General features: G+C 62.7%; 14 protein-coding genes. 7 read left to right on the forward strand and 7 right to left on the reverse strand.

Going from position 1 to position 18,537, the window contains the following annotated elements; translation table 11 throughout:
- Positions 1-1,191: a CmlA/FloR family chloramphenicol efflux MFS transporter gene (cml, locus tag AC07E3_RS06970; protein WP_478360841.1), complete on the forward strand. Its 1,191-nt coding sequence runs from the start codon at positions 1-3 to the stop codon at positions 1,189-1,191.
- A gap of 48 nt (positions 1,192-1,239) precedes the next feature.
- On the opposite strand, the gene AC07E3_RS06975 is transcribed toward cml, so the two are convergent.
- A complete protein-coding gene (locus tag AC07E3_RS06975; protein WP_478360843.1) occupies positions 1,240-2,499 on the reverse strand; it encodes an Hsp70 family protein in 1,260 nt (419 codons plus the stop codon).
- Between the two features lie 84 nt (positions 2,500-2,583).
- Positions 2,584-3,582, reverse strand: coding sequence for a glycosyltransferase family 2 protein (locus tag AC07E3_RS06980; protein WP_478360844.1), 999 nt, complete (start codon positions 3,580-3,582; stop codon positions 2,584-2,586).
- A 181-nt stretch (positions 3,583-3,763) separates the two neighbouring features.
- Between AC07E3_RS06980 and AC07E3_RS06985 the strand changes: the two genes are divergently transcribed.
- From AC07E3_RS06985 to AC07E3_RS06995, 3 genes are read left to right on the forward strand one after another with little or no spacing between them, the layout of a single operon-like run.
- The gene (locus AC07E3_RS06985; RefSeq protein WP_478360846.1) at positions 3,764-4,939 is read left to right on the forward strand and encodes a glycosyltransferase; all 1,176 of its coding nucleotides are present in this window, start codon (positions 3,764-3,766) and stop codon (positions 4,937-4,939) included.
- Positions 4,936-5,718 (forward strand): WecB/TagA/CpsF family glycosyltransferase, encoded by a 783-nt coding sequence (locus AC07E3_RS06990; RefSeq protein ID WP_478360848.1) that lies wholly within the window; start codon positions 4,936-4,938, stop codon positions 5,716-5,718. Before AC07E3_RS06985 ends, AC07E3_RS06990 begins: the two co-directional genes overlap by 4 nt.
- A gap of 2 nt (positions 5,719-5,720) precedes the next feature.
- A complete protein-coding gene (locus tag AC07E3_RS06995; RefSeq protein ID WP_478360850.1) occupies positions 5,721-6,593 on the forward strand; it encodes a DUF6492 family protein in 873 nt (290 codons plus the stop codon).
- 110 nt (positions 6,594-6,703) lie between these two features.
- Here AC07E3_RS06995 and AC07E3_RS07000 read toward each other — a convergent pair whose 3' ends face one another.
- On the reverse strand, positions 6,704-7,924 hold the full coding sequence (locus AC07E3_RS07000) for a lipopolysaccharide biosynthesis protein (RefSeq protein WP_478360852.1): 1,221 nt from the start codon (positions 7,922-7,924) through the stop codon (positions 6,704-6,706).
- Positions 7,925-8,725: 801 nt separating this feature from the next.
- Here AC07E3_RS07000 and AC07E3_RS07005 point away from each other — a divergent pair.
- The 3 genes from AC07E3_RS07005 (at position 8,726) to AC07E3_RS07015 (ending at position 12,884) form a co-directional block, all read left to right on the forward strand.
- Positions 8,726-10,804, forward strand: a complete 2,079-nt coding sequence (locus AC07E3_RS07005) for a GumC family protein (RefSeq protein ID WP_478360854.1) — start codon at positions 8,726-8,728, stop codon at positions 10,802-10,804.
- A 151-nt stretch (positions 10,805-10,955) separates the two neighbouring features.
- Positions 10,956-11,852: a bifunctional methylenetetrahydrofolate dehydrogenase/methenyltetrahydrofolate cyclohydrolase FolD gene (gene folD / locus AC07E3_RS07010; RefSeq protein ID WP_336067056.1), complete on the forward strand. Its 897-nt coding sequence runs from the start codon at positions 10,956-10,958 to the stop codon at positions 11,850-11,852.
- Between the two features lie 69 nt (positions 11,853-11,921).
- Positions 11,922-12,884: a GlxA family transcriptional regulator gene (locus AC07E3_RS07015; RefSeq protein ID WP_336067617.1), complete on the forward strand. Its 963-nt coding sequence runs from the start codon at positions 11,922-11,924 to the stop codon at positions 12,882-12,884.
- 122 nt (positions 12,885-13,006) lie between these two features.
- On the opposite strand, the gene AC07E3_RS07020 is transcribed toward AC07E3_RS07015, so the two are convergent.
- From AC07E3_RS07020 to zwf, 4 genes are read right to left on the reverse strand one after another with little or no spacing between them, the layout of a single operon-like run.
- Entirely contained in the window at positions 13,007-14,311 is a 1,305-nt protein-coding gene (locus tag AC07E3_RS07020; RefSeq protein ID WP_478360857.1) for a DUF2254 domain-containing protein, read from the reverse strand.
- Positions 14,312-14,362: 51 nt separating this feature from the next.
- Positions 14,363-16,177 carry a phosphogluconate dehydratase gene (gene edd, locus AC07E3_RS07025; protein WP_478360859.1) on the reverse strand — a complete coding sequence of 605 codons (1,815 nt, stop codon included), beginning with the start codon at positions 16,175-16,177 and terminating at the stop codon, positions 14,363-14,365.
- 36 nt (positions 16,178-16,213) lie between these two features.
- Positions 16,214-16,927: a 6-phosphogluconolactonase gene (gene pgl, locus AC07E3_RS07030; RefSeq protein ID WP_478360861.1), complete on the reverse strand. Its 714-nt coding sequence runs from the start codon at positions 16,925-16,927 to the stop codon at positions 16,214-16,216.
- A gap of 2 nt (positions 16,928-16,929) precedes the next feature.
- Positions 16,930-18,402, reverse strand: coding sequence for a glucose-6-phosphate dehydrogenase (zwf, locus tag AC07E3_RS07035; protein WP_478360863.1), 1,473 nt, complete (start codon positions 18,400-18,402; stop codon positions 16,930-16,932).
- Positions 18,403-18,537 lie beyond the last annotated feature (135 nt).

Raw genomic sequence — 18,537 nt, forward strand, 5'->3', positions numbered from 1 at the left:
ATGCCTAATAGAAATCAACAGCTGTGGAGTTACAGCCTGCCGGTGGCGCTCGCGCTGCTTGCGCCTTTCAACATCCTCGCCTCGCTCGGCATGGATGTCTACCTGCCGGTCGTTCCGGCAATGCCGGCAATTCTCGGTACCACGCCGGCCACGATACAACTGACCCTCACACTCTACATGATCATGCTCGGCCTGGGGCAGATCGTGTTCGGTCCCCTGTCGGACCGCTGGGGCCGGAGGCCGGTCCTTCTGGGTGGAGCACTGCTTTTTGCCGTGACATCGCTGGCGCTTGCGGCAACCTCATCGGCCACGCTGTTCCTTGCCCTGCGGCTGACGCAGGCCGCAGGCGCTTCGGCGATGCTGGTGGCGCTCTTCGCGACCGTTCGGGACGTTTACGCCGGACGGCCCGAAAGTGCCGTGGTCTACAGCCTTCTGAACGCGATGCTCGCCTGCGTTCCGGCGTTCGGCCCGATTGTCGGTGCGCTGATCGCCGAAAGCATCGGCTGGCGCGGGATATTTGTCACACTTGCCGCTCCCGCGATAGCGATGCTTGTGTGGGCGCTCGCCGGATGGCACGAGACACGGCCGCGCGATGAGGGCGCGCGCAGGGTCTCCTTCGGTCCGATGCTGTGCAGCCTGCCATTCTGGACCTATACGCTCGCTTTCGGAGCGGCGATGGGCACATTCTTCGTGTTCTTTTCCACCGCTCCGCGCGTGCTTATCGAGAAGGCAGGCTATTCCGGGTTTGATTTCAGTCTCGCCTTTGCGACCGTCGCGTTCGTGATGATGGCGACGGCCCGCTTCGCCGCGCATTTTACTGAACAGTGGGGGATCGCCGGCAGTGTCATGCGCGGTATGGCCACCATGCTGCTGGGTGCGTTCCTGCTTCTTGCCGGCGAACTGTGCCTGCCGCCATCCTTCCTGTCCTTCATCCTGCCGATGTGGCTGATGGCAATGGGGATCGTCTTCACGACCTCTGTCACCGCCAACGGGGCTCTGAAGGATTTCGGCGATATGGCGGGAACGGCGGTCGCCCTCCATTTCTGCATACAGAGTCTGATCGTCGGCTTTGTCGGGACGGTCTTTATTGTCGCGCTCGATGGGGCCACGGCCTGGCCGTTGTTTGCCTATGTAACCGTCATGGTCGCGGTTACGCTTCTTGCGTTAATGCGGTTGCGAGGGCGGGGCTGAACCAGAACAGGCATGCGGGCCGGGCCAACGGCCCGCATTCTGATCAGCTTAAACGCCGAACCGGCGGCCCGCATCCAGCGCCAGGCCGCGCCCGACGGAACCGAACATGTCGCCTTCGACAACGGACGCAGCGGGTAGCATGCGCAGGACATTCTCGCGCAGGAGCGGGATGGCAGAGGAACCGCCGGTGAGGAAGAGGGCGGTGATCTGTTCGGACGCGATGCCGGCATGGACAAGGGTTTCCGAAACCGCTTTCTGAACCCGGTCCACGGTGGCGGAAATGGCGTCGTTCAGCTGGTCGCGGGTGACCGGCAGGTCGAGCGTCTCGTCGGTAAGCCGCAGATTGATGGCGCTTTCGGTTTCGTCCGTGAGGGCAATCTTTGCCCGTTCCACCGCACCGACTGCCGCATGGCCCTGCCGGTTGGCGACCACGTCGATCATACGCTCGACCAGTTCGGGCCGGGCGGCCTCATAGCGGATCTGCTTCAGATCGGTCATGGACCTGTTGGTGTAGAGCATGTGAATGCGCTGCCAGGTGGCCAGATCGTTGAAGTAGCCTGCCGGCAGAAAGCGTTTGCCGTCTTTCGTCTGCGTGCGATAGCCGAATTCCGGCATCAGGCGGGCGAGGCTTAAAAGCCGGTCGAAATCCGTACCGCCGATATGCACACCATGGTTTGCGAGAATATCCTCCTTGCGGTCTGCCTGTTTCGCACGGTCGGACGAGACGCGGACGATGGAAAAGTCGGACGTGCCGCCGCCGATGTCGACGATGAGTGCGAGTTCTTCGCGGTCAACCTGCTGCTCATAATCGAGGGCGGCTGCAATCGGCTCGAACTGGAACTCGATATGGGCGAAGCCGCGGCGCTGCGCGGCCTTTTCCAGTTCGTCCTGCGCGCGCCTGTCGGCTTCCGGATTGTCATCGACAAACTGCACCGGGCGTCCAAGCACCATGTTGTCCACCGGGCCGCCAAGGTGGTTTTCCAGATTGTCTTTCAGGAAATGCAGAAAAGAGCCGATAATGTCGGAAAATGCGATGGAATGCGCCTTTATGCGCGTTTTTTCATGGATGAGCGATGAGCCCAGAACGCTCTTGAGCGCCCGCAGGAGGCGACCCTCCACATTCTCCGTGTAGCGGCTCACGGCACCCCGTCCGAAATAGGTGCGGTCATCTTCGAAACTGAAGAACACGGCGCTCGGCATGGTGACCTCGCCCGCTTCGAGCGCGATCAGGCGGGGCGCGCCGTTCTCCATGAAGCCCACTGTGGAATTCGACGTGCCGAAGTCGATGCCGCCGCTGAGCGCTCGCATGAGACTATCCTTGCCGGAATGTGGTTCGATTTGGGGGAGGGGAGCGATACACAATCGGCGTTGGGAAGTCGACCGTCTGCGAGGTTAATTCTTCTCCGGCTCGCGATATTGCTCGTTGGCATAGCCGAATTCGGCCATGACGCGGCCGAGCCCCACATAGACGGGATACATGGCCGTGGAGACGGAGCCCGTCGCGGCAAGGCGGAGCGCACCGCGAAACGGCGAGGCGGCGAGCAGCGCGAGGCTCTTTACGAAGACCCGCATTTTGCCAAAGCCCTGATCTCGCCGCTTCTTCTTCTCGACAAGCGTGGAGATGACGCCATTGCGCAGCGCACGGGCGCGAATCCAGTCCCGCTCGACGCGGCGCGCCGGCACAATCTCCTGTGTCTCGGCCTCCGCCGACCAGGCGAGGCGGAAGCCTTTCTCGCTGGCGCGGCTTAGAAAATCCGAATCGCCCCCGCCCATGAAATTGAAACGAAGGTCGAGAAAAGGGCGCGGCATCGCCTCCAGAACCCGCCGCGACACGAGCAGATTGCCTGATGAGTACAGAGCCGAAACAGGGCCGGTTTCATCATAGGGCGGGGCGAAGACGGGATGGCTGGCCCAGCGCTCGTGAGCGGGCTTTGCAAAGACGGGCACCTGCGGGCCGCCAACGATATCGGCCTCGAAGCGCTCGGCCGTGGCACAGAGATTCTCCAGCCAGTGCGGGGATGCCAGTTCGTCATCGTCGATAACGGCGAGATGGCGGAAGTTCGGGAATTCGGTGAGGGCCGTTTCCCAGCCGGCATTGTAGGCGCAGCAATTGCCCCGCTTGTGGGCGATGATCACGAGGCCGTTGAGGGTTCCATCGGCAAAAAGCGGTGCGGCGGCGTTGGCTCCGGCGCGCTCTCCGGCCTCATTTTCCATGACGATGACGGCAAAGGGGCGCTCGGTGGCCTGGGAGGCAAGCGAGTGCAACGTGTTCAACAGTTGCTCCGGCCGTTTGAACGTTGGAACCGTTACAACGCATGCAATGGCCTGCGCGGCAAGCGATGGCGTGCGCGCGACCACTGAAACCGATTTTTCCGCGTGGCTTTCCGTCACGATCCCGCCAACCCCCTTTTTCGCTCCTCATAAGCAGTGCTGGCGATTAAGGCGGCGTTAAATACGGCTGGTTTTTGCGGGAGGCAGATGGTGCTATGCCCGCGAAAAGTGGCCGATGGCCCCGTCTCCTTAATCAAGAGTTCATTGCTGTTTGAAAAAACAATCCAAACAGGAAAAGTGCATGCATCTGATTTTTGCGACATCCATGGTTCCCGACGGAACGCCAAAGAGCGGCTACGAGATCGCCAATGCGGCCGTCCTCGACGCGCTCACGCGGGCCGGCTGCCGGATGTCCGTCATGGGGTTCGCCTGGAAGGGGCGCGAGAAACGACAAATCGCCGACGGCACGGTGGTTCTTGGAGAGCTTGAGCCGCGTACCGAAGCCGCCAGCGGGCTGACGAAGCTCGGCTGGCTGGCCGGAGCGATGATGCGGGGCATGACGTTTTCGTCCGCCAAGATGCTGCGGGCCTCGCCCGGAGATGTTCGCAGGGCGCTGGAAGGGTTCGGGCGGGTTGATGGCGTGATCTTCAATTCCGTGCAGTTCGCCGGTGCGTTTCGTCAGGTCTTTGCCGGCCTGCCGTGCATCTATGTGGCGCACAATGTGGAACATCTTTCCGCCCGGCAGAGTGCTGATGCCGCGCGCGGGCTGGTGGGGCGCTTCATGTTTCGCCGCGAGGCGCGTCTTTTGAAGGCGCTGGAAACGGACCTTTGTGCGCGGGCACGTTTTGTCTATACGCTCTCTGAAGAGGACCGGCGGCTTCTGGGCGTGGACGATGACAGGCGTTCGGCGGTTCTGCCGCTTGTGGCGCACGAGCCGGCCGGTTCCGGGCTGGGTGAGCGCCAGACGACCCACGACGCGGCGCTCATCGGCACATGGAGCTGGGCGCCGAACCGGATCGGCCTCGACTGGTTTCTGGAAGAGGTGGTTCCGCATCTCCCCGAGGGCTTCCGCATCGCGGTGGCGGGCGATGCCCCGGCAGATCTCGCGCAAAGGCACGGACGTGTGACTTTCGTCGGGCGTGTGCCGGATGCGGTGGAGTTCGTGCGCGGCGGCAGGGTGGTGCCCCTGATCAGCCGTGCCGGCACGGGCGTGCAGCTCAAGACCATCGAAACATTCGAACTCGGCCTGCCGAGCGTGGCGACGCAGAGCGCGCTGCGCGGCATTTCTCACAAGCCGGAAAACTGCATCGTGGCCGATGATCCGCGCGCCTTCGCCGAAGCGCTGGTGCATGCGGCGAAGAATCCCGTCGATCTTGACGGGCGTGCCTTCCATATGGCGCAGCGCAAAGCGCTGGACACGGCCATTCTTCATGGGCTTGATCAGGCTGGTTTCAACCGGCGGGATAAAGCGGCATGAACGTTGCTGCACCAAATTGTGCGCATGCGGCTTATCCGCGGCGCGACGTCCTGGGGACGGATGTGTCGGTCATCAGCCGGGATGGCGCGATGGCCCTGCTGGCTGAAAACATTGCCGCCCGCCGGTTTATGCCCGTCACGTTTCTCAACGCGCACAATGCCAATGTGGCCGTCGCCGATGCGCGTTTTCGTGAGGCACTGCCGGGGTTCCTGGTGCTCGCAGACGGTATCGGCGTCGACATCGCCTCCCGGATGCTCTACGGCGAGCCATTCCCCGACAATCTGAACGGGACGGACTTCGTGCCGGAGTTTTTCCGCCGGCAGAAGGAGAAGCTCACGGTCGCCCTGCTCGGTGCGCGGCGCGAGAACGCTCTTGCGGCTGCCGAAAAACTGTCCGAGCAGGCACCGCAGCATGAATTCGTCTTTCTGCACGATGGCTATTTCGAGGCGCGGGACGAGGAAGCGATTCTCGCGCGTCTCAGGGCGTTGAAGCCCCATGTGCTGCTCGTCGCCATGGGCGTGCCGCGCCAGGAACTGTGGATCGCCGATCATATCGGCCCCGAACACTGCACGGTGCCGATTGCCGTGGGGGCGCTGCTCGATTTTCTGAGCGGCGCAGTGCCTCGCGCGCCCGTCTGGGTGCGGCGTCTGCGACTGGAATGGCTCTTCCGTCTGGGGCTGGAGCCGCGGCGTCTGTGGCGGCGCTATGTGGTGGGCAATCCCGTCTTTCTCCTGCGGGTGGTTCGGCAGAAGTTTCTGGGCAGGCGGGGCGGGGCGTAGCCATGGCCGGTGAGCACAGCACGGCGATCGTCACGCCCAGCTATGCAGGCGACTTCGATCGTTGCCGGCTTCTTTGCGAGACGATGGATCGCTTTGTGACCGGCCATAAGCGGCACTACCTGCTGGTGGCCGGACACGATGTCGAGCGCTTTCGCACACTGGAGACGAACCGGCGCGTGGTGGTGGACGAGCGCGATCTCCTGCCCTCCTGGCTCCATGCGGTGCGCGATCCCACCGTTTTCTTCCGGCGTCATGTATGGCTGAGCACGCGGCTTGCGCCCCTGCGCGGCTGGCATGTGCAGCAATTGCGGCGGATCGCTTTTGCCGAGAAGGCTGAGGAAGAGACCCTGGTTTATTGCGATTCCGATGTCGTGTTCCTGAAGCCTTTCGATTGCAGTGCCTTCTGGCAGGACGGGCAGGTGCGGCTTTATCGCCGCGACGGGGGAATGAAATCGCTGGTCGATCTCGGCCATCGCGACTGGTCGGCGAACGCGGCGCGCGCGCTTGGCCTGCCCGCGGGCCAGGAAACCGAACACGATTACATCACGACGCTTATCTCGTGGCGCCGCGACACGGTTGTCCGCATGCTGCGGCATATCGAAAAGGTGAATGGCACGCCGTGGATCAGGGCAGTGGCTGCAGACCGCCGGTTCTCCGAGTGCATTCTCTATGGCCGCTATGTGGATGAGGTGCTTGCGGGCGCGGGGCATTTCCACGACGACCGCGCGCTGTGTCATGTCCTCTGGTTCGGCAGTGAGCTCGATGCCGTCGGGGTGGAGGATGTCGTCGCCAGGATGCAGCCCTACCAGGTGGCGATTGGCATCCAGTCATTCATCGAAACCGATCTTGGACCGCTCCGCCGCATGATTGGCTAGATCCCCATGCGTCCTCCATCCAGACGCGCAAAGGACGATCCAGACCATTGATGGAGCATCGGAATAATCCGAAAACCGGATTCCACTTTCGGTCCGGTGCTCTGGGCGGATCAGACCCGCCTGGCGGGCCTTGCGAGGGCGCGGTAGGTCAACACCATTGACAGCAGGTAGAGCACCGCAAACACCGCGTTCAGCGAAAGGACGATGTCGCTGGTTTCATGAAACGATTTCAGAACCAGCGAGAGCAGTGCGGCCTTGGCGGTGGCGAGCACTGCCAGGTTGACCGCGCGAATGAAGGTCTGGCCACGGGCGAATAGCAGGTCGGCCTGGTATTCGGTCAGGTTCCGCAGGCCGGGAACCGCGAGCGCCAGGATGACCAGTGGAGCGGCCTGCGCAACATTGCTGCCGAGCAGGGTCGGGTAGTAGACAAGGATGAGCGCCAGAGCCGCAAGCGCGAGTGTCGAGATGGCGAAAATCGCGCCCTCGATGCCGAGGCGCAGCCTCCAGCGGTTCAGCATTTCCGGCGTCCGCATCATGCGCTGAACGAGCAGCATGGAGAAGGAACGGATCGGGATCGCGGTGAGATCGACCAGCCGCATGATGATGGCGTAGATGCCGGCGAGTGTCGGGTTGCCGATCGCAAGAACGAGCAGCTTGTCGAACTCCATCTGCAGATAGAAGAGCACTTCCGCCCCGGCGACATAAAGCGCGTCGGGCAGACGGCGCCCGTAGAGTGCCGGTCGGATGCGCAGTCGCTGCCGGGGACAGTAAAATGCAAGCGAGAAGACAAGCGCGGCGCTGTTGGCCGCGAGGTAGAACACGGTCCAGCTCACAAGGTCGTGGCTAGCGTGAAATGTAAAGAGAAAGGCCGCGAGCGCGCGGATTGCAACGCTGACGATGAGGATCGTCGCGGCTCGGCCGAAACGGTTGAGACCGTTGTTGACAACGATCACGGTTTCCGTGAGCCGCCAGGCGATCGCCTCGGAAGCGATGACGAGCGCAAAGGGCAATACGCGCATATCACCGGCGAAGAAGATCAGATACAGAACCGCGCTCGCGAGCGCTATGAGCGGCAGCGATGCAAGCGCCAGCAGCAGGAAGCCGGCGGCGTAGGTTCCAAGGAGCCGGCGCTTCACGGTGGCGATGCGATAAAGCGTGGCGGTGAAGCCCAGCGCAAGGATCCGCCCCACCATCACACCGGCAGCCGACGCTGTGGCAAACAGTCCGAAATCGGCAATCGTCAGACTGTTTGCCAGAATGACAAAATAGGCGAGAGAAAACACCAACCGCCCCGCCGACCCGCTGATCGCCGCAAGATAGTCGCGCAGCACCTGCCGCCGGCTGGATATGATGTCACGGAACGAAATGAGAAGACCCCGGATCGCCTGGTTTCGATATGCGGTTTGCGGCGACACTATCCGACAAAACTTAATGCGCTGTTCCGCGGTTTTCCGCGCCGGCAAAAAACCTGTTTCGAAATGCTTACCGTTAACTCTTTGTTACCCGTGCCTCTTTAGCTTGGGTTAACATAATCGCGGGCTTATGCGCCCGCTCCCCGTTCATGAGCGAGAGCTGCGCGTACAATGTTCGACGCCGACAATCCAAGCAAGAAAAGGCCTCGGAGCGGCGGGCAGGTGCGTTCGCTGCTGTCGATGCAGGCTCCGGAGGAGGAGCCGGTGGAACCGCCGCGGCAAAAGCAGATTTCGGCGCGCAGGGATCGCGGCGGCGGATCGCTCCTCTCTCGCTCACAGGAGCCGCATGATGCTCAGGAGACACGGCGGGAAAGAGCAGCTTCAGCGGACGCGTATCTGCGCCGGGCTGAAGCACACAGACACGCGACGGACCCTGAGGCGCGCGCGGAAGTAAAACGGCAGCCTGCGGCGCGTACTGAAGCAGCGCAGCCGCGAAAGCCATCCCTGCGCAAGCGGCTGCTCGACCGGTTTTTCCCACTGCCTGAGGTGGAGCCTTCTCCGCCAGAGCGTCCACGGGCCGAGAGCAGGCGCCATCCGCTGTCAGGACCGGCGACACGAAGCTTCACGCCCGGGAATGAGGAGCCTCTCCGCGCGCAGGAGCACCGCCGGCGGGCACCCCGAGCGCATCGCCGACCATCAGATGAACAGGTGTGGCGGCCATTGATCGATCCCGTGCAGGTGATCGGCGGGATCCTGCGCGCCAAATGGCTGATCCTCCTGACCACGATCATCGGCGCGATGATTGGTGTGATGATCGCCCTTTCAACGCCGAAAATGTACTATGCGGCCACGCAGCTTCTGCTCGACCCGCGCGATCTGCAGATCGTTGAGCGCGAACTCACGCGCGGAGGTCTACCCTCCGATGCAACACTGGCGCTCATCGAAAACCAGGTTGCGGTCATTACCTCCGGCAATGTTCTTTCCAGGGTGGTGGATGAGCTCGACCTGGCTGATGATCCGGAATTCAACGGTGCGGGCAGTGGCAGTGTTCTGAGCCTGTTGTTGAGCCCGCGCGCGCTGATCTCGGCACTGATCAACGGCAACGATGATGATGGAGGGTCGGCGCGGCATACGATTGCAGTCGAAAATCTCTTCGAGGCTCTTGATGTTGGCCGCAACGCAAAAACATTCATCATCACCATCGGCGCGACCACAAAGGACGCCGAAAAATCTGCGTTGATCGCATCGACCACGCGGGATGTTTTCCTCTCCACCTATGGCGAATTGCAGTCGGCCACGGCAGGCCGCGCCAACCGCGATATTACCGATCAGCTCCAGTCATTGCGCAGGGAAGTCGAACAAGCCGAGCGCGAAGTCGCAGAATTCAAGGCCAAGAACGACATAGTCGATGCGCAGGGGCGTCTGATCACCGATGAAGAGATCCTGCGTCTCAACGAGCAACTCTCGGCCGCGCGGGCGCGTACATCCGAGCTGAATGCGCGTGCCGCGGCTGCCCGGTCGCTGGATGTGGAGACGGTGCTCGGCGGCGCTCTGCCGGAGCAGGTGGCCTCGCCGGTGATGACGGAACTGCTTGCCCAGTACGCGAGCCTGAAGCAACAGGCGGGTCGGCTGGCGGTGCGGTTCGGTCCCCGCCATCCCGATCGGCAGGCCGTCGACGCGGAACTGGCCGGCGCACGCGATGAGATCGCGCGCGAGCTGCGCCGTGTGGTGGCCTCCAATCAGGTGGAATTGCAGCGTGCGGTCCAGCTCGAACAGGATCTCTCCGGCCAATTGGCGCGGCTCAAGGTGCAGAAGGGAAACCTGGAATCAGAGCGGGTGACGCTTCGCGAACTCGAACGCGAGGCGAACGCCAAGCGATCGGTCTACGAAGCCCTGCTGTTGAGAGCGCGTGAGACCGGCCAGCAGGAGCGCCTGAACACGGCGAATGTGAGCGTGATTTCGCAGGCGGTTCCGCCGCTCGACCCGACCGGTCCCTCCCGTTCTTCGATCGCGATGGCAGGCATGATCCTGGGTTTCATGTTCGGCGTCGGGCTTGGCGCGATGGGAGGCGCAATTCGCAGCCTGCGTGAGAACATGGCCGAGAGGCAGGCATATGATCATGGCGGCTGGAGCGGCAATCAGGATGTCGACGAAGGCGGTCCTGAAACTGACCCCACTCCGCCGGGAGGTGGCACACGCCGGCGCGATATTGAAGAACGCAGCCGTCGACACGTCGCCTCCCAGGAATATCCGCAGGATTGGCGCCCGCGTTCGAACGAACGTTATTCGAAGGCGCAGGCGAGCCATGATTGGGAGGACGAGGAGGCGTTTGTTGACGCGTTCGATACCGATGACGGCGAGCAACTTGTCGAGCAGATGAAGGAGCGATCGCGGAAGCGTGTTCCGCCTGACCCCGAGCCCCGGCCACGACCCATGCCCGAGCCCGAGCCAGCGTCGAAAGTTCAGACCGTGGCCGCATCTGCTTTCCATCCCGCATGGCCGGCAGCGCAGATGGCGATGCACCCCGGCATGATGGTCCCCGGCCCGATGCCGATGATGCAACCGATGCCGCAGGTGGTGGGAATGCCGGTGATGCAGCCCTATCCGATGTGGCAGCAGGCTCCCGTTCCGTTTCATCCCGGCTTCGGGCTCATGCCTCAGCACGCGCCGGAGCGGGCCAAAGACGAAGGCGAGGATGAAGGCAGTGAGCGCTTCGATGAGATCCACGACCGTCTCAAGGCTGTACGTCGTGAAGTGGATGCGCTGACGACACGGCGGTCAAACAGGCATCGCTACTGACCTGAAAACACCGCCTTTCCCAATAACGTCAGGGAACGGCGCTGTGACGGGATTGCGGTTCTGTCTTTTCCCCATTATGCGGGCTCATGTGCGAGCCTCGTCCCAACGAAGAGCCGCCTCGCACCCCTTGATAGCTGCACCGGGGAAAGACATGGCCGAAATCATTGACGGAAAAGCCCTCGCCGAGGATGTGGTGGCGAAGGTCAAGACCGAGACCGTCAGGCTCGCTGAGACCGGCGTGACGCCGGGGCTCTCCGTGGTGATCGTCGGTGAGGATCCGGCCAGCCAGGTCTATGTCGCCTCCAAATCGCGCCGCGCGAAGGAATGCGGGTTTCATTCGGTACAGCATTCGCTGCCGGAGGAGACCGGCGAGGAAGAATTGGTGGCGTTGGTCGAGGAGCTCAATGCCGATCCTGCGATCCATGGCATTCTGGTGCAGCTCCCCCTGCCGAAACATATCGATGAGGGTCGCATCATCCAGACCATCGACCCCGACAAGGATGTTGATGGCTTCCATTTCATCAATGTGGGTCGCCTTGGCACGGGCGCGCTCGGCAGCGCCTTTGTGCCCTGCACGCCCGCCGGCGCAATGCTGATGCTGGAACGGGTGCGCGGCCGTGACCTTTCCGGTCTCTCGGCGGTGGTGATCGGACGCTCCAACATTGTCGGTAAGCCGATGGCGAACCTGCTTCTGGCCGCCAATGCCACGGTGACGATTGCCCATAGCCGCACGAAGGACCTTCCCGCACTTTCAAGAACCGCCGACATTCTGGTTGCGGCGGTCGGACGCCCCGAAATGATCCGGGGGGACTGGGTGAAACCGGGCGCCACGGTGATCGACGTCGGCATCAACCGCATCCCCGCTCCGGAAAAGGGCGAGGGGAAGACCCGGCTGGTGGGCGATGTTGCCTTTGCAGAGGCGAAGGAAAATGCCGGTGCCATAACGCCGGTGCCCGGTGGCGTCGGGCCGATGACAATCGCCATGCTGATGGCGAACACGCTGACCTCCGCATTTCGCACTGCGGGACTTGAGCCTCCTGCTTTCTAGGGGCAGGCCCCAACTGGATCATCAGCCATGTCTTTCCTGCCGGACCAGCCTGCTTTACAACAATGGGCCATGGGCGAGGCGCGGCAGGATACCCGGCAGTTTGCCTTTCTGCTGGTGGATAGATTTTCGATGTTTTCGCTGGCGGCGGCCATCGACACCGTGCGCTCGGCCAATCGTCTTCTGGGACGGGATGTCTATAGCTGGGTCACCGTCTCCGCCGATGGTGAAGCGGTGATGGCCTCCAACGGTCTGCCGATCAAGATCGACTATGCGATCGCCGATCTGCCTCCAGTCGATATTCTCTTTGTGTGTGTGGGGTTGACGACGGAGTTTCCCGGCAAGAGCACGGTGCTGGCGGGGCTGCGTTCGCTCGGCCGGCGCGGTGCAGCACTTGGCGCGCTGGCGGCTGGCTCCTATCTTCTGGCGGAGGCCGGGCAGCTTGAGGGTCATCGCTGCACGATCCACTGGGAAAACCGCGCCTCGTTCATGGAGCGGTTTCCGGAGATCGAGTGCACCGGCAATGTTTATGAGATCGACCGCAAACGCTATACCTGCGCCGGCGTGACCACTTCCATAGACCTGATGCTGGAGATCGTTCGGAGCGACCTGGGCGTGGAACTGGCCAATGAAGTGGCCAACCAGTTCCAGCATGAACGCATCCGCTCGCCGGGCGACCGCCAGCGCACCGGGCCTGAGCGTGACCTCACCGGCAAGTCGGAAAAGCTGAAGAAGATTGTCGAACTGATGGCCGACAATCTGGACGAGCCCTACTCGGCGGTGCAACTGGCCAGGGCGGCCAGCCTTTCGGTGCGGCAGGTGGAACGGCTGTTTCTGCGGCATCTGGGCATGACGCCGGGGCGTTATTACATGCGGCTGAGGCTGGAGCGGGCGCGTGAGCTTCTGCGTCAGACCAATATGGCGATCCTCGACGTGGCGATTGCCACGGGTTTCACCTCGCACTCCTATTTCGCGCAAAGCTACCGCCAGCAGTTCGGGCGCCCACCCTCTGAAGAGCGGCGCACCACCTATTGAGATTGGTGTTCTGGCTCATTTTGATGGTTGTGCCAGGCGCCCTCGCCCTTCGACAAGCTCAGGATGAGGGCTACTTCAGCGTCGTCGGATAGCATGGCTGGTGACATGCGTCTTGCGCCTCATCAGCCCTCATCCTGAGCTTGTCGAAGGGCGAGGCGCTCGGTGCCTCCGGTCAAGCCGGCTGCCACTTTTCGCAGAACTACAATGTCGGGCTGGTGCGAGCCCTCGGAGGTAGCGCGGGCCATGAAATCCTCTGCAAGGGCTGCGGCGGCCTTTTGAAAAGCATCCGGTGCGACGCTGGCAAGTGAGGCAAGGCCGCGCAGGAGCGCCTGTTGAACATCAGGCGCCGCACTAGCCGCTTCATAGGAGATCGGCCGAAAGGCCTCGTCCAGCAAGCGCTCCGGGCTGACCGTCGCAAAGCGAATGCGCGGATAAGGTGGCTCGTTCCGTTCTTCCTTCCTCTCCGTCAGCGCCCAGTCGGCCAGAAGGCGTGTTTGCACGGTGAGGACGTGATTGGCGGTCGAGGGGTCGTTGACGCCGGGTGACAGGGCTCGCCGCGCCACATCGGCCAGAACGAGAAAGCCGAAGCCGGGATCGGAATCGAATGTGCGCTCCTCGCCGATGATGAAATCGCCGCGGATGGCTTTCAGCACCGCCTCATCCGCTTCACCGACGACCACGGCAATGATTGCAGCATGGTCTACATAGTCTCCGGGCCGGACACACACATGGATGACAAGGCCCTTGTCGTCCGCCAGTTCCTGAAGCGCATGGGGATCGAAATGCTGCACGAAACCGACGCTGCCGGCTGCAACCTCATGCCCGATGGGTGCGCCTTCGCCTGGACTGCAGCCATAGAGTCCGTCGCGGCCAAGGCGATTGAGCGCCTCGCGGGTCGCATCCTCCAGCCGGCTTGTCATCTCCACCACACGGCCAACAACCGAGATTTCGCGGACCCAGCGGATCAAAGCCCAGACCACCGCGAAGACGACGAACACTGTGGCGATGAACAGGATCAACCGCCCGCCGAGCGTGTAGATGTCGCTCGACAGGCCAATGATCCCGATGATGGAAAAGAGAAAGGCGCCGATGAAGACCGAGATCGTGGTACGTGCGGCGCGGTTGCCGGAAAAGAGCGGAACGGCGCGGGGCGAGCCGGTCTGCGCTGCGCTTGTGAGGAGGTTGACGAGGGTGGAGAGCGCAAACACCGCCACCGCCAGCATGCTCGAGGCAACGATGCCGAGAATATTGCGCAGGGCATCTGCGGAGACGGTGATGGGGATCGCGCTTTCCTCCAGCCCCTCGGGGAAAAGGCTGGCGGAAAGATAAGCGAGTACGACGACGAGTACCGCCGACGCGCAGAACAGCGCGGGGAGAAACCAAAGGGCTCTCGAAAACCGTCTGAAAAGAAACCAGTAGCCGTTCACCGCCCCCTCCGATCATGGAGAGAATGCACCGCGACGGCTGATTGTTCCAGATCAGAAAACGGCAGCCCCCTGATCCGCGCGCCCTGCAAGCTGGCGGAAGCCGGCGAAAAGCTCGCGCCCCATGCCGAACCCGTTGGCCAAAAGGTCCGGGTTGGCACTTTCGCGCGCGGCGAGTTCGTCCGCGTCGATAAGCACTTCGATCGTACCCTTCTCGGCATCGAGGCGCATCGGATCGCCGTCACGCAGCTTGCCGATCATGCCGCCGTCGAGCGCTTCAGGCGTGACGTGGATGGCTGCCGGCACCTTGCCGGAGGCGCCAGACATGCGGCCATCGGTGACAAGCGCGATGCGCCGGCCACGATCCTGCAACACGCCAAGGGCCGGTGTGAGCTTGTGGAGCTCGGGCATGCCATTGGCCTTGGGTCCCTGGAAGCGGATGACGGCGATGAAATCGCGGTCGAGCTTGCCGGCCTTGAACGCCTCCTGCATCTCGTCCTGCGAATGGAAGATGATGGCCGGCGCCTCGATCAGCCGGTGCTCGGGCTTGACGGCGGAAATCTTGATGATGGACTTGCCGAGATTGCCGGACAGGACACGAATGCCTCCGGTCTGCTGGAAGGGTTTGGCCGCTGTGGCGAGCACCTTTTCGTTGCCGCTGGTGGCGGGCGCGGGAATGCGCGCGACAGTGCCATCATCGGCAAGCTTCGCCTCGACCGTGTAAGGCCGCAGCCCTTCGCCCCAGATGGTGCTCACATCTTCATGCAGATAGCCGTCGTCGAGCAGTTCACGGATCAGAAAGCCCATGCCGCCGGCGGCGTTGAAATGGTTCACGTCCGCAAGCCCGTTGGGATAGACGCGCGCGAGAAGCGGCACGTGGTCGGAGATTTCGGCGATGTCGTCCCAGGTGAGCCTGATGCCGGCTGCCGCCGCCATGGCGACCAGATGCATGGTGTGGTTGGTGGAGCCGCCGGTGGCATTGAGCCCCACCACGCCATTGACGATGGAGCGCTCGTCGATCATGCGGCCAACGGGCGTGAATTCGTTTCCGAGCGCGGTGATGGCAAGCGCGCGTTTGGCCGCTTCCTTCGTCAGGGCGTCGCGCAGGGGCGTGTTGGGGTTGATGAAGGAGGAGCCGGGCGTGTGCAGGCCCATGATCTCCATCAGCATCTGGTTGGAATTGGCGGTGCCGTAGAAGGTGCAGGTGCCGGGTCCGTGATAGGATTTGGACTCCGCTTCGAGCAGCGCCGCGCGGTCCACCTTGCCTTCCGCATAGAGCTGGCGGATGCGGGCCTTTTCGTCATTGGGCAGGCCGGATGTCATGGGCCCGGCAGGGATGAAAACGGCGGGCAGATGGCCGAAGGTGAGGGCGGCAATCACAAGACCTGGCACGATCTTGTCGCAGACGCCGAGATAGACGGCCGCATCGAACATGTTGTGAGACAGGCCGACGGCGGCAGCCATGGCGATGACATCGCGCGAAAAGAGCGAGAGCTCCATGCCGGGCTGACCCTGGGTGACGCCGTCGCACATGGCGGGCACACCGCCGGCCACCTGCGCCACACCGCCGGCCGCGCGCGCGGCCTCCTTGATCATGTTGGGATAAGGCTCGAAGGGCTGGTGCGCCGAGAGCATGTCGTTATAGGCGGTGATGATACCGAGATTGGGAACCCGGTCGCCTGCGAGGGCCGCTTTGTCGGTCGGGCCGCAGGCGGCGAACCCATGGGCGAGGTTTCCGCAGGAGAGAACGGAGCGGTGAACCGCTTGACCGGCAGCATGGTCGAGACGCTCCAGATAGGCTTCGCGGCTGGCGCGCGAACGCTCGCGGATGCGGGCTGTGACGGCTTCGATTTCGGGTCTGGCGGTCATGGCGTTGCGTCCTGTTTTTACGTTTGGTCCCGTGCCTCAGCTCTGGCTGGCGGGCGCCCAGAATATCCGGGCAGGGTGTTTTGCCCCGGCGAGCACCGCGCTGATGGGCGCGGTCGGGCCGGGCTGCATGGCAAGCGCTTCCTCAAGCGTCCTGCGCTTGTCGTCGCCCTCGATGTGAAGGGCGAGGAAACGCGCGCCGGCAATGCGGTTTATGGACAGTGTCAGGCGCGGCTCGCCGGCACTTTCAGAGGAGACGGGCAGCACATCCGGCCCTTCTGCCGGTTTGAGCAGCGTCTCGATGGTTGTGGCGTCGGGAAAGAACGAGGCGGTGTGCATGTCATTGCCCATGCCGAGCACCACCACGTCGAGGGGCGCCGGAATTTCCGCGAGCACGCCTGCGGCTTTTTCGGCCGCATCGGCAATGCTGTCTGCAGGCTGGTAGAGGCCGACGAAGGCGGCACGGGCTGCCTTGTTCTGCAAGAGATGCTGAGCGACCAGCCGGGCATTGGAGCGCGGTGAGTCCGCCGGGACAAAACGCTCGTCCACAAGGATGACGGTGATCTTGTTCCAGGGGATGTCGCACCGTGACAGATGGTCGAAAAAGAGGGCAGGCGTGCGGCCACCGGAAACAGCAATCGCTGCGCGGCCCCGCTCCTTTACGGCCGTGGCGAGCTTACCGGCAACAGTGGCCGAAAGATCTTCCGCCAGCGCTTCCGGCGAGGCGAATTCATGCCATTTGCAGTCCACCATGGTCAGGTGCTCTCATGCCAGGTGCGGCCGTCGCGCTCGATCAGCGCAATGGAGGAAGACGGTCCCCATGTGCCTGCCGTGTATCCCTGCGCGGGCTGCTCGTTGTCTTCCCAGGCGGCAATGATCGGGTCGATCCAGCGCCATGCCGCTTCCACCTCGTCGCGGCGCATGAACAGGGTCTGGTTGCCACGGATCACATCCATGATCAGCCGCTCATAGGCATCGGGATTGCGCACGCTGAAGGATTCGGCAAAGCTCATGTCGAGCGGCACATGGCGCAGGCGCATGCCGCCGGGGCCGGGATCCTTGATCATGATCCACTGTTTGACGCCTTCGTCCGGCTGCAGGCGGATGACGAGCTGATTGGCAAAGACCTTGCCGGCGCCATCCTCGAAGATGGAGTGCGGAATTGGCTTGAACTCGATGACGATTTCCGAAACGCGGGTGGCGAGCCGCTTGCCGGTGCGCAGATAGAAGGGCACGCCCGCCCAGCGCCAGTTCTCGATCTCGGCCTTGATGGCGACAAAGGTTTCGGTGTTGCTCTCACCGCTTTCCAGCTCTTCCGTATAGCCCTTCACCGCGCCGCCATTGGAAGCACCGGCACGGTACTGGCCGCGCACGGTCGCCTTTTCCGCACTGGCGGTGGTGATGGGTTTGAGCGCGCGCAGCACTTTCAGCTTTTCATCGCGCACCGTATCGGCGTCCATCGAGGCGGGCGCCTCCATGGCAACGAGGCAGAGAAGCTGGAGGATGTGGTTCTGCACCATATCGCGCAGCGCCCCGGCCTTGTCGTAATAGCCGGCACGGCCTTCCAGCCCGACGGATTCGGCCACCGTGATCTGCACATGGTCGATATGGGCGGAGTTCCAGAGCGGTTCGTAGAGCGCATTGGCAAAGCGCAGCGCCATCAGGTTCTGCACCGTCTCCTTGCCGAGATAATGGTCGATGCGGAAGACGTTCTGCTCGTCGAAAACGCGGGCGATGGCGTCGTTCAATTCGTGCGCGGAGGCCAGCGAACGGCCAATGGGCTTTTCAACGATCACGCGGGCCGTGTCTGTCGACAGGCCATGCTTGTCCACCTGTCCGACAATGTCGTCGAAAAGGCTGGGTGCCACTGCCATGTAGAAGGCGCGCACGCTCTTGCTGTCACCGACCTCGGTTTTGAGATCTGCAAAGCCTTCTCCCGATTTCGCATCCGCCGGCACGTAGGAAAGACGAGCCAGAAAATGCTTGAGCTCCCTCGGCTCGATATCGTCCTTGGCGACATGCTCGCGGATCGCCTTTTCAGCGAAGGTGCGAAACTCTTCATCGGAGAGCTTGGTGCGCGAGGAACCGATGATGCGGGTCGGGTCGGTGAATTGCCCCGCCCGCTGGCGCTGATAGAGCGCCGGCAGCAGCTTGCGTTCGGAGAGGTCGCCCGTGGCGCCGAACACCACGAGATCGAAAGGTTCGACCGGAATTGTCTGGCTGGTCATGGTTTCTCCGTCTGCGTCCGTAGAGCTTGCCGTTGCTATAGTCTAATCGATTTAAGAAAGCCAGATGGGATTCCGTCGCACGCGCATATCGAGGCTGAGCCAAACCTGCATAACCATTTGTGCCTTGACATGTCT

It is taken from the genome of Nitratireductor lacus (genome assembly GCF_056431025.1).

Bases quoted from the DNA above. Each gene is read 5' to 3' on its own strand.
- cml (WP_478360841.1), top strand. From the start codon at position 1: ATGCCTAATAGAAATCAACAGCTGTGGAGTTACAGCCTGCCGGTGGCG.
- AC07E3_RS06975 (WP_478360843.1), bottom strand. From the start codon at position 2,499: ATGCGAGCGCTCAGCGGCGGCATCGACTTCGGCACGTCGAATTCCACA.
- AC07E3_RS06985 (WP_478360846.1), top strand. From the start codon at position 3,764: ATGCATCTGATTTTTGCGACATCCATGGTTCCCGACGGAACGCCAAAG.
- AC07E3_RS06990 (WP_478360848.1), top strand. From the start codon at position 4,936: ATGAACGTTGCTGCACCAAATTGTGCGCATGCGGCTTATCCGCGGCGC.
- AC07E3_RS06995 (WP_478360850.1), top strand. From the start codon at position 5,721: ATGGCCGGTGAGCACAGCACGGCGATCGTCACGCCCAGCTATGCAGGC.
- folD (WP_336067056.1), top strand. From the start codon at position 10,956: ATGGCCGAAATCATTGACGGAAAAGCCCTCGCCGAGGATGTGGTGGCG.
- AC07E3_RS07015 (WP_336067617.1), top strand. From the start codon at position 11,922: ATGGGCGAGGCGCGGCAGGATACCCGGCAGTTTGCCTTTCTGCTGGTG.
- edd (WP_478360859.1), bottom strand. From the start codon at position 16,177: ATGACCGCCAGACCCGAAATCGAAGCCGTCACAGCCCGCATCCGCGAG.
- pgl (WP_478360861.1), bottom strand. From the start codon at position 16,927: ATGGTGGACTGCAAATGGCATGAATTCGCCTCGCCGGAAGCGCTGGCG.
- zwf (WP_478360863.1), bottom strand. From the start codon at position 18,402: ATGACCAGCCAGACAATTCCGGTCGAACCTTTCGATCTCGTGGTGTTC.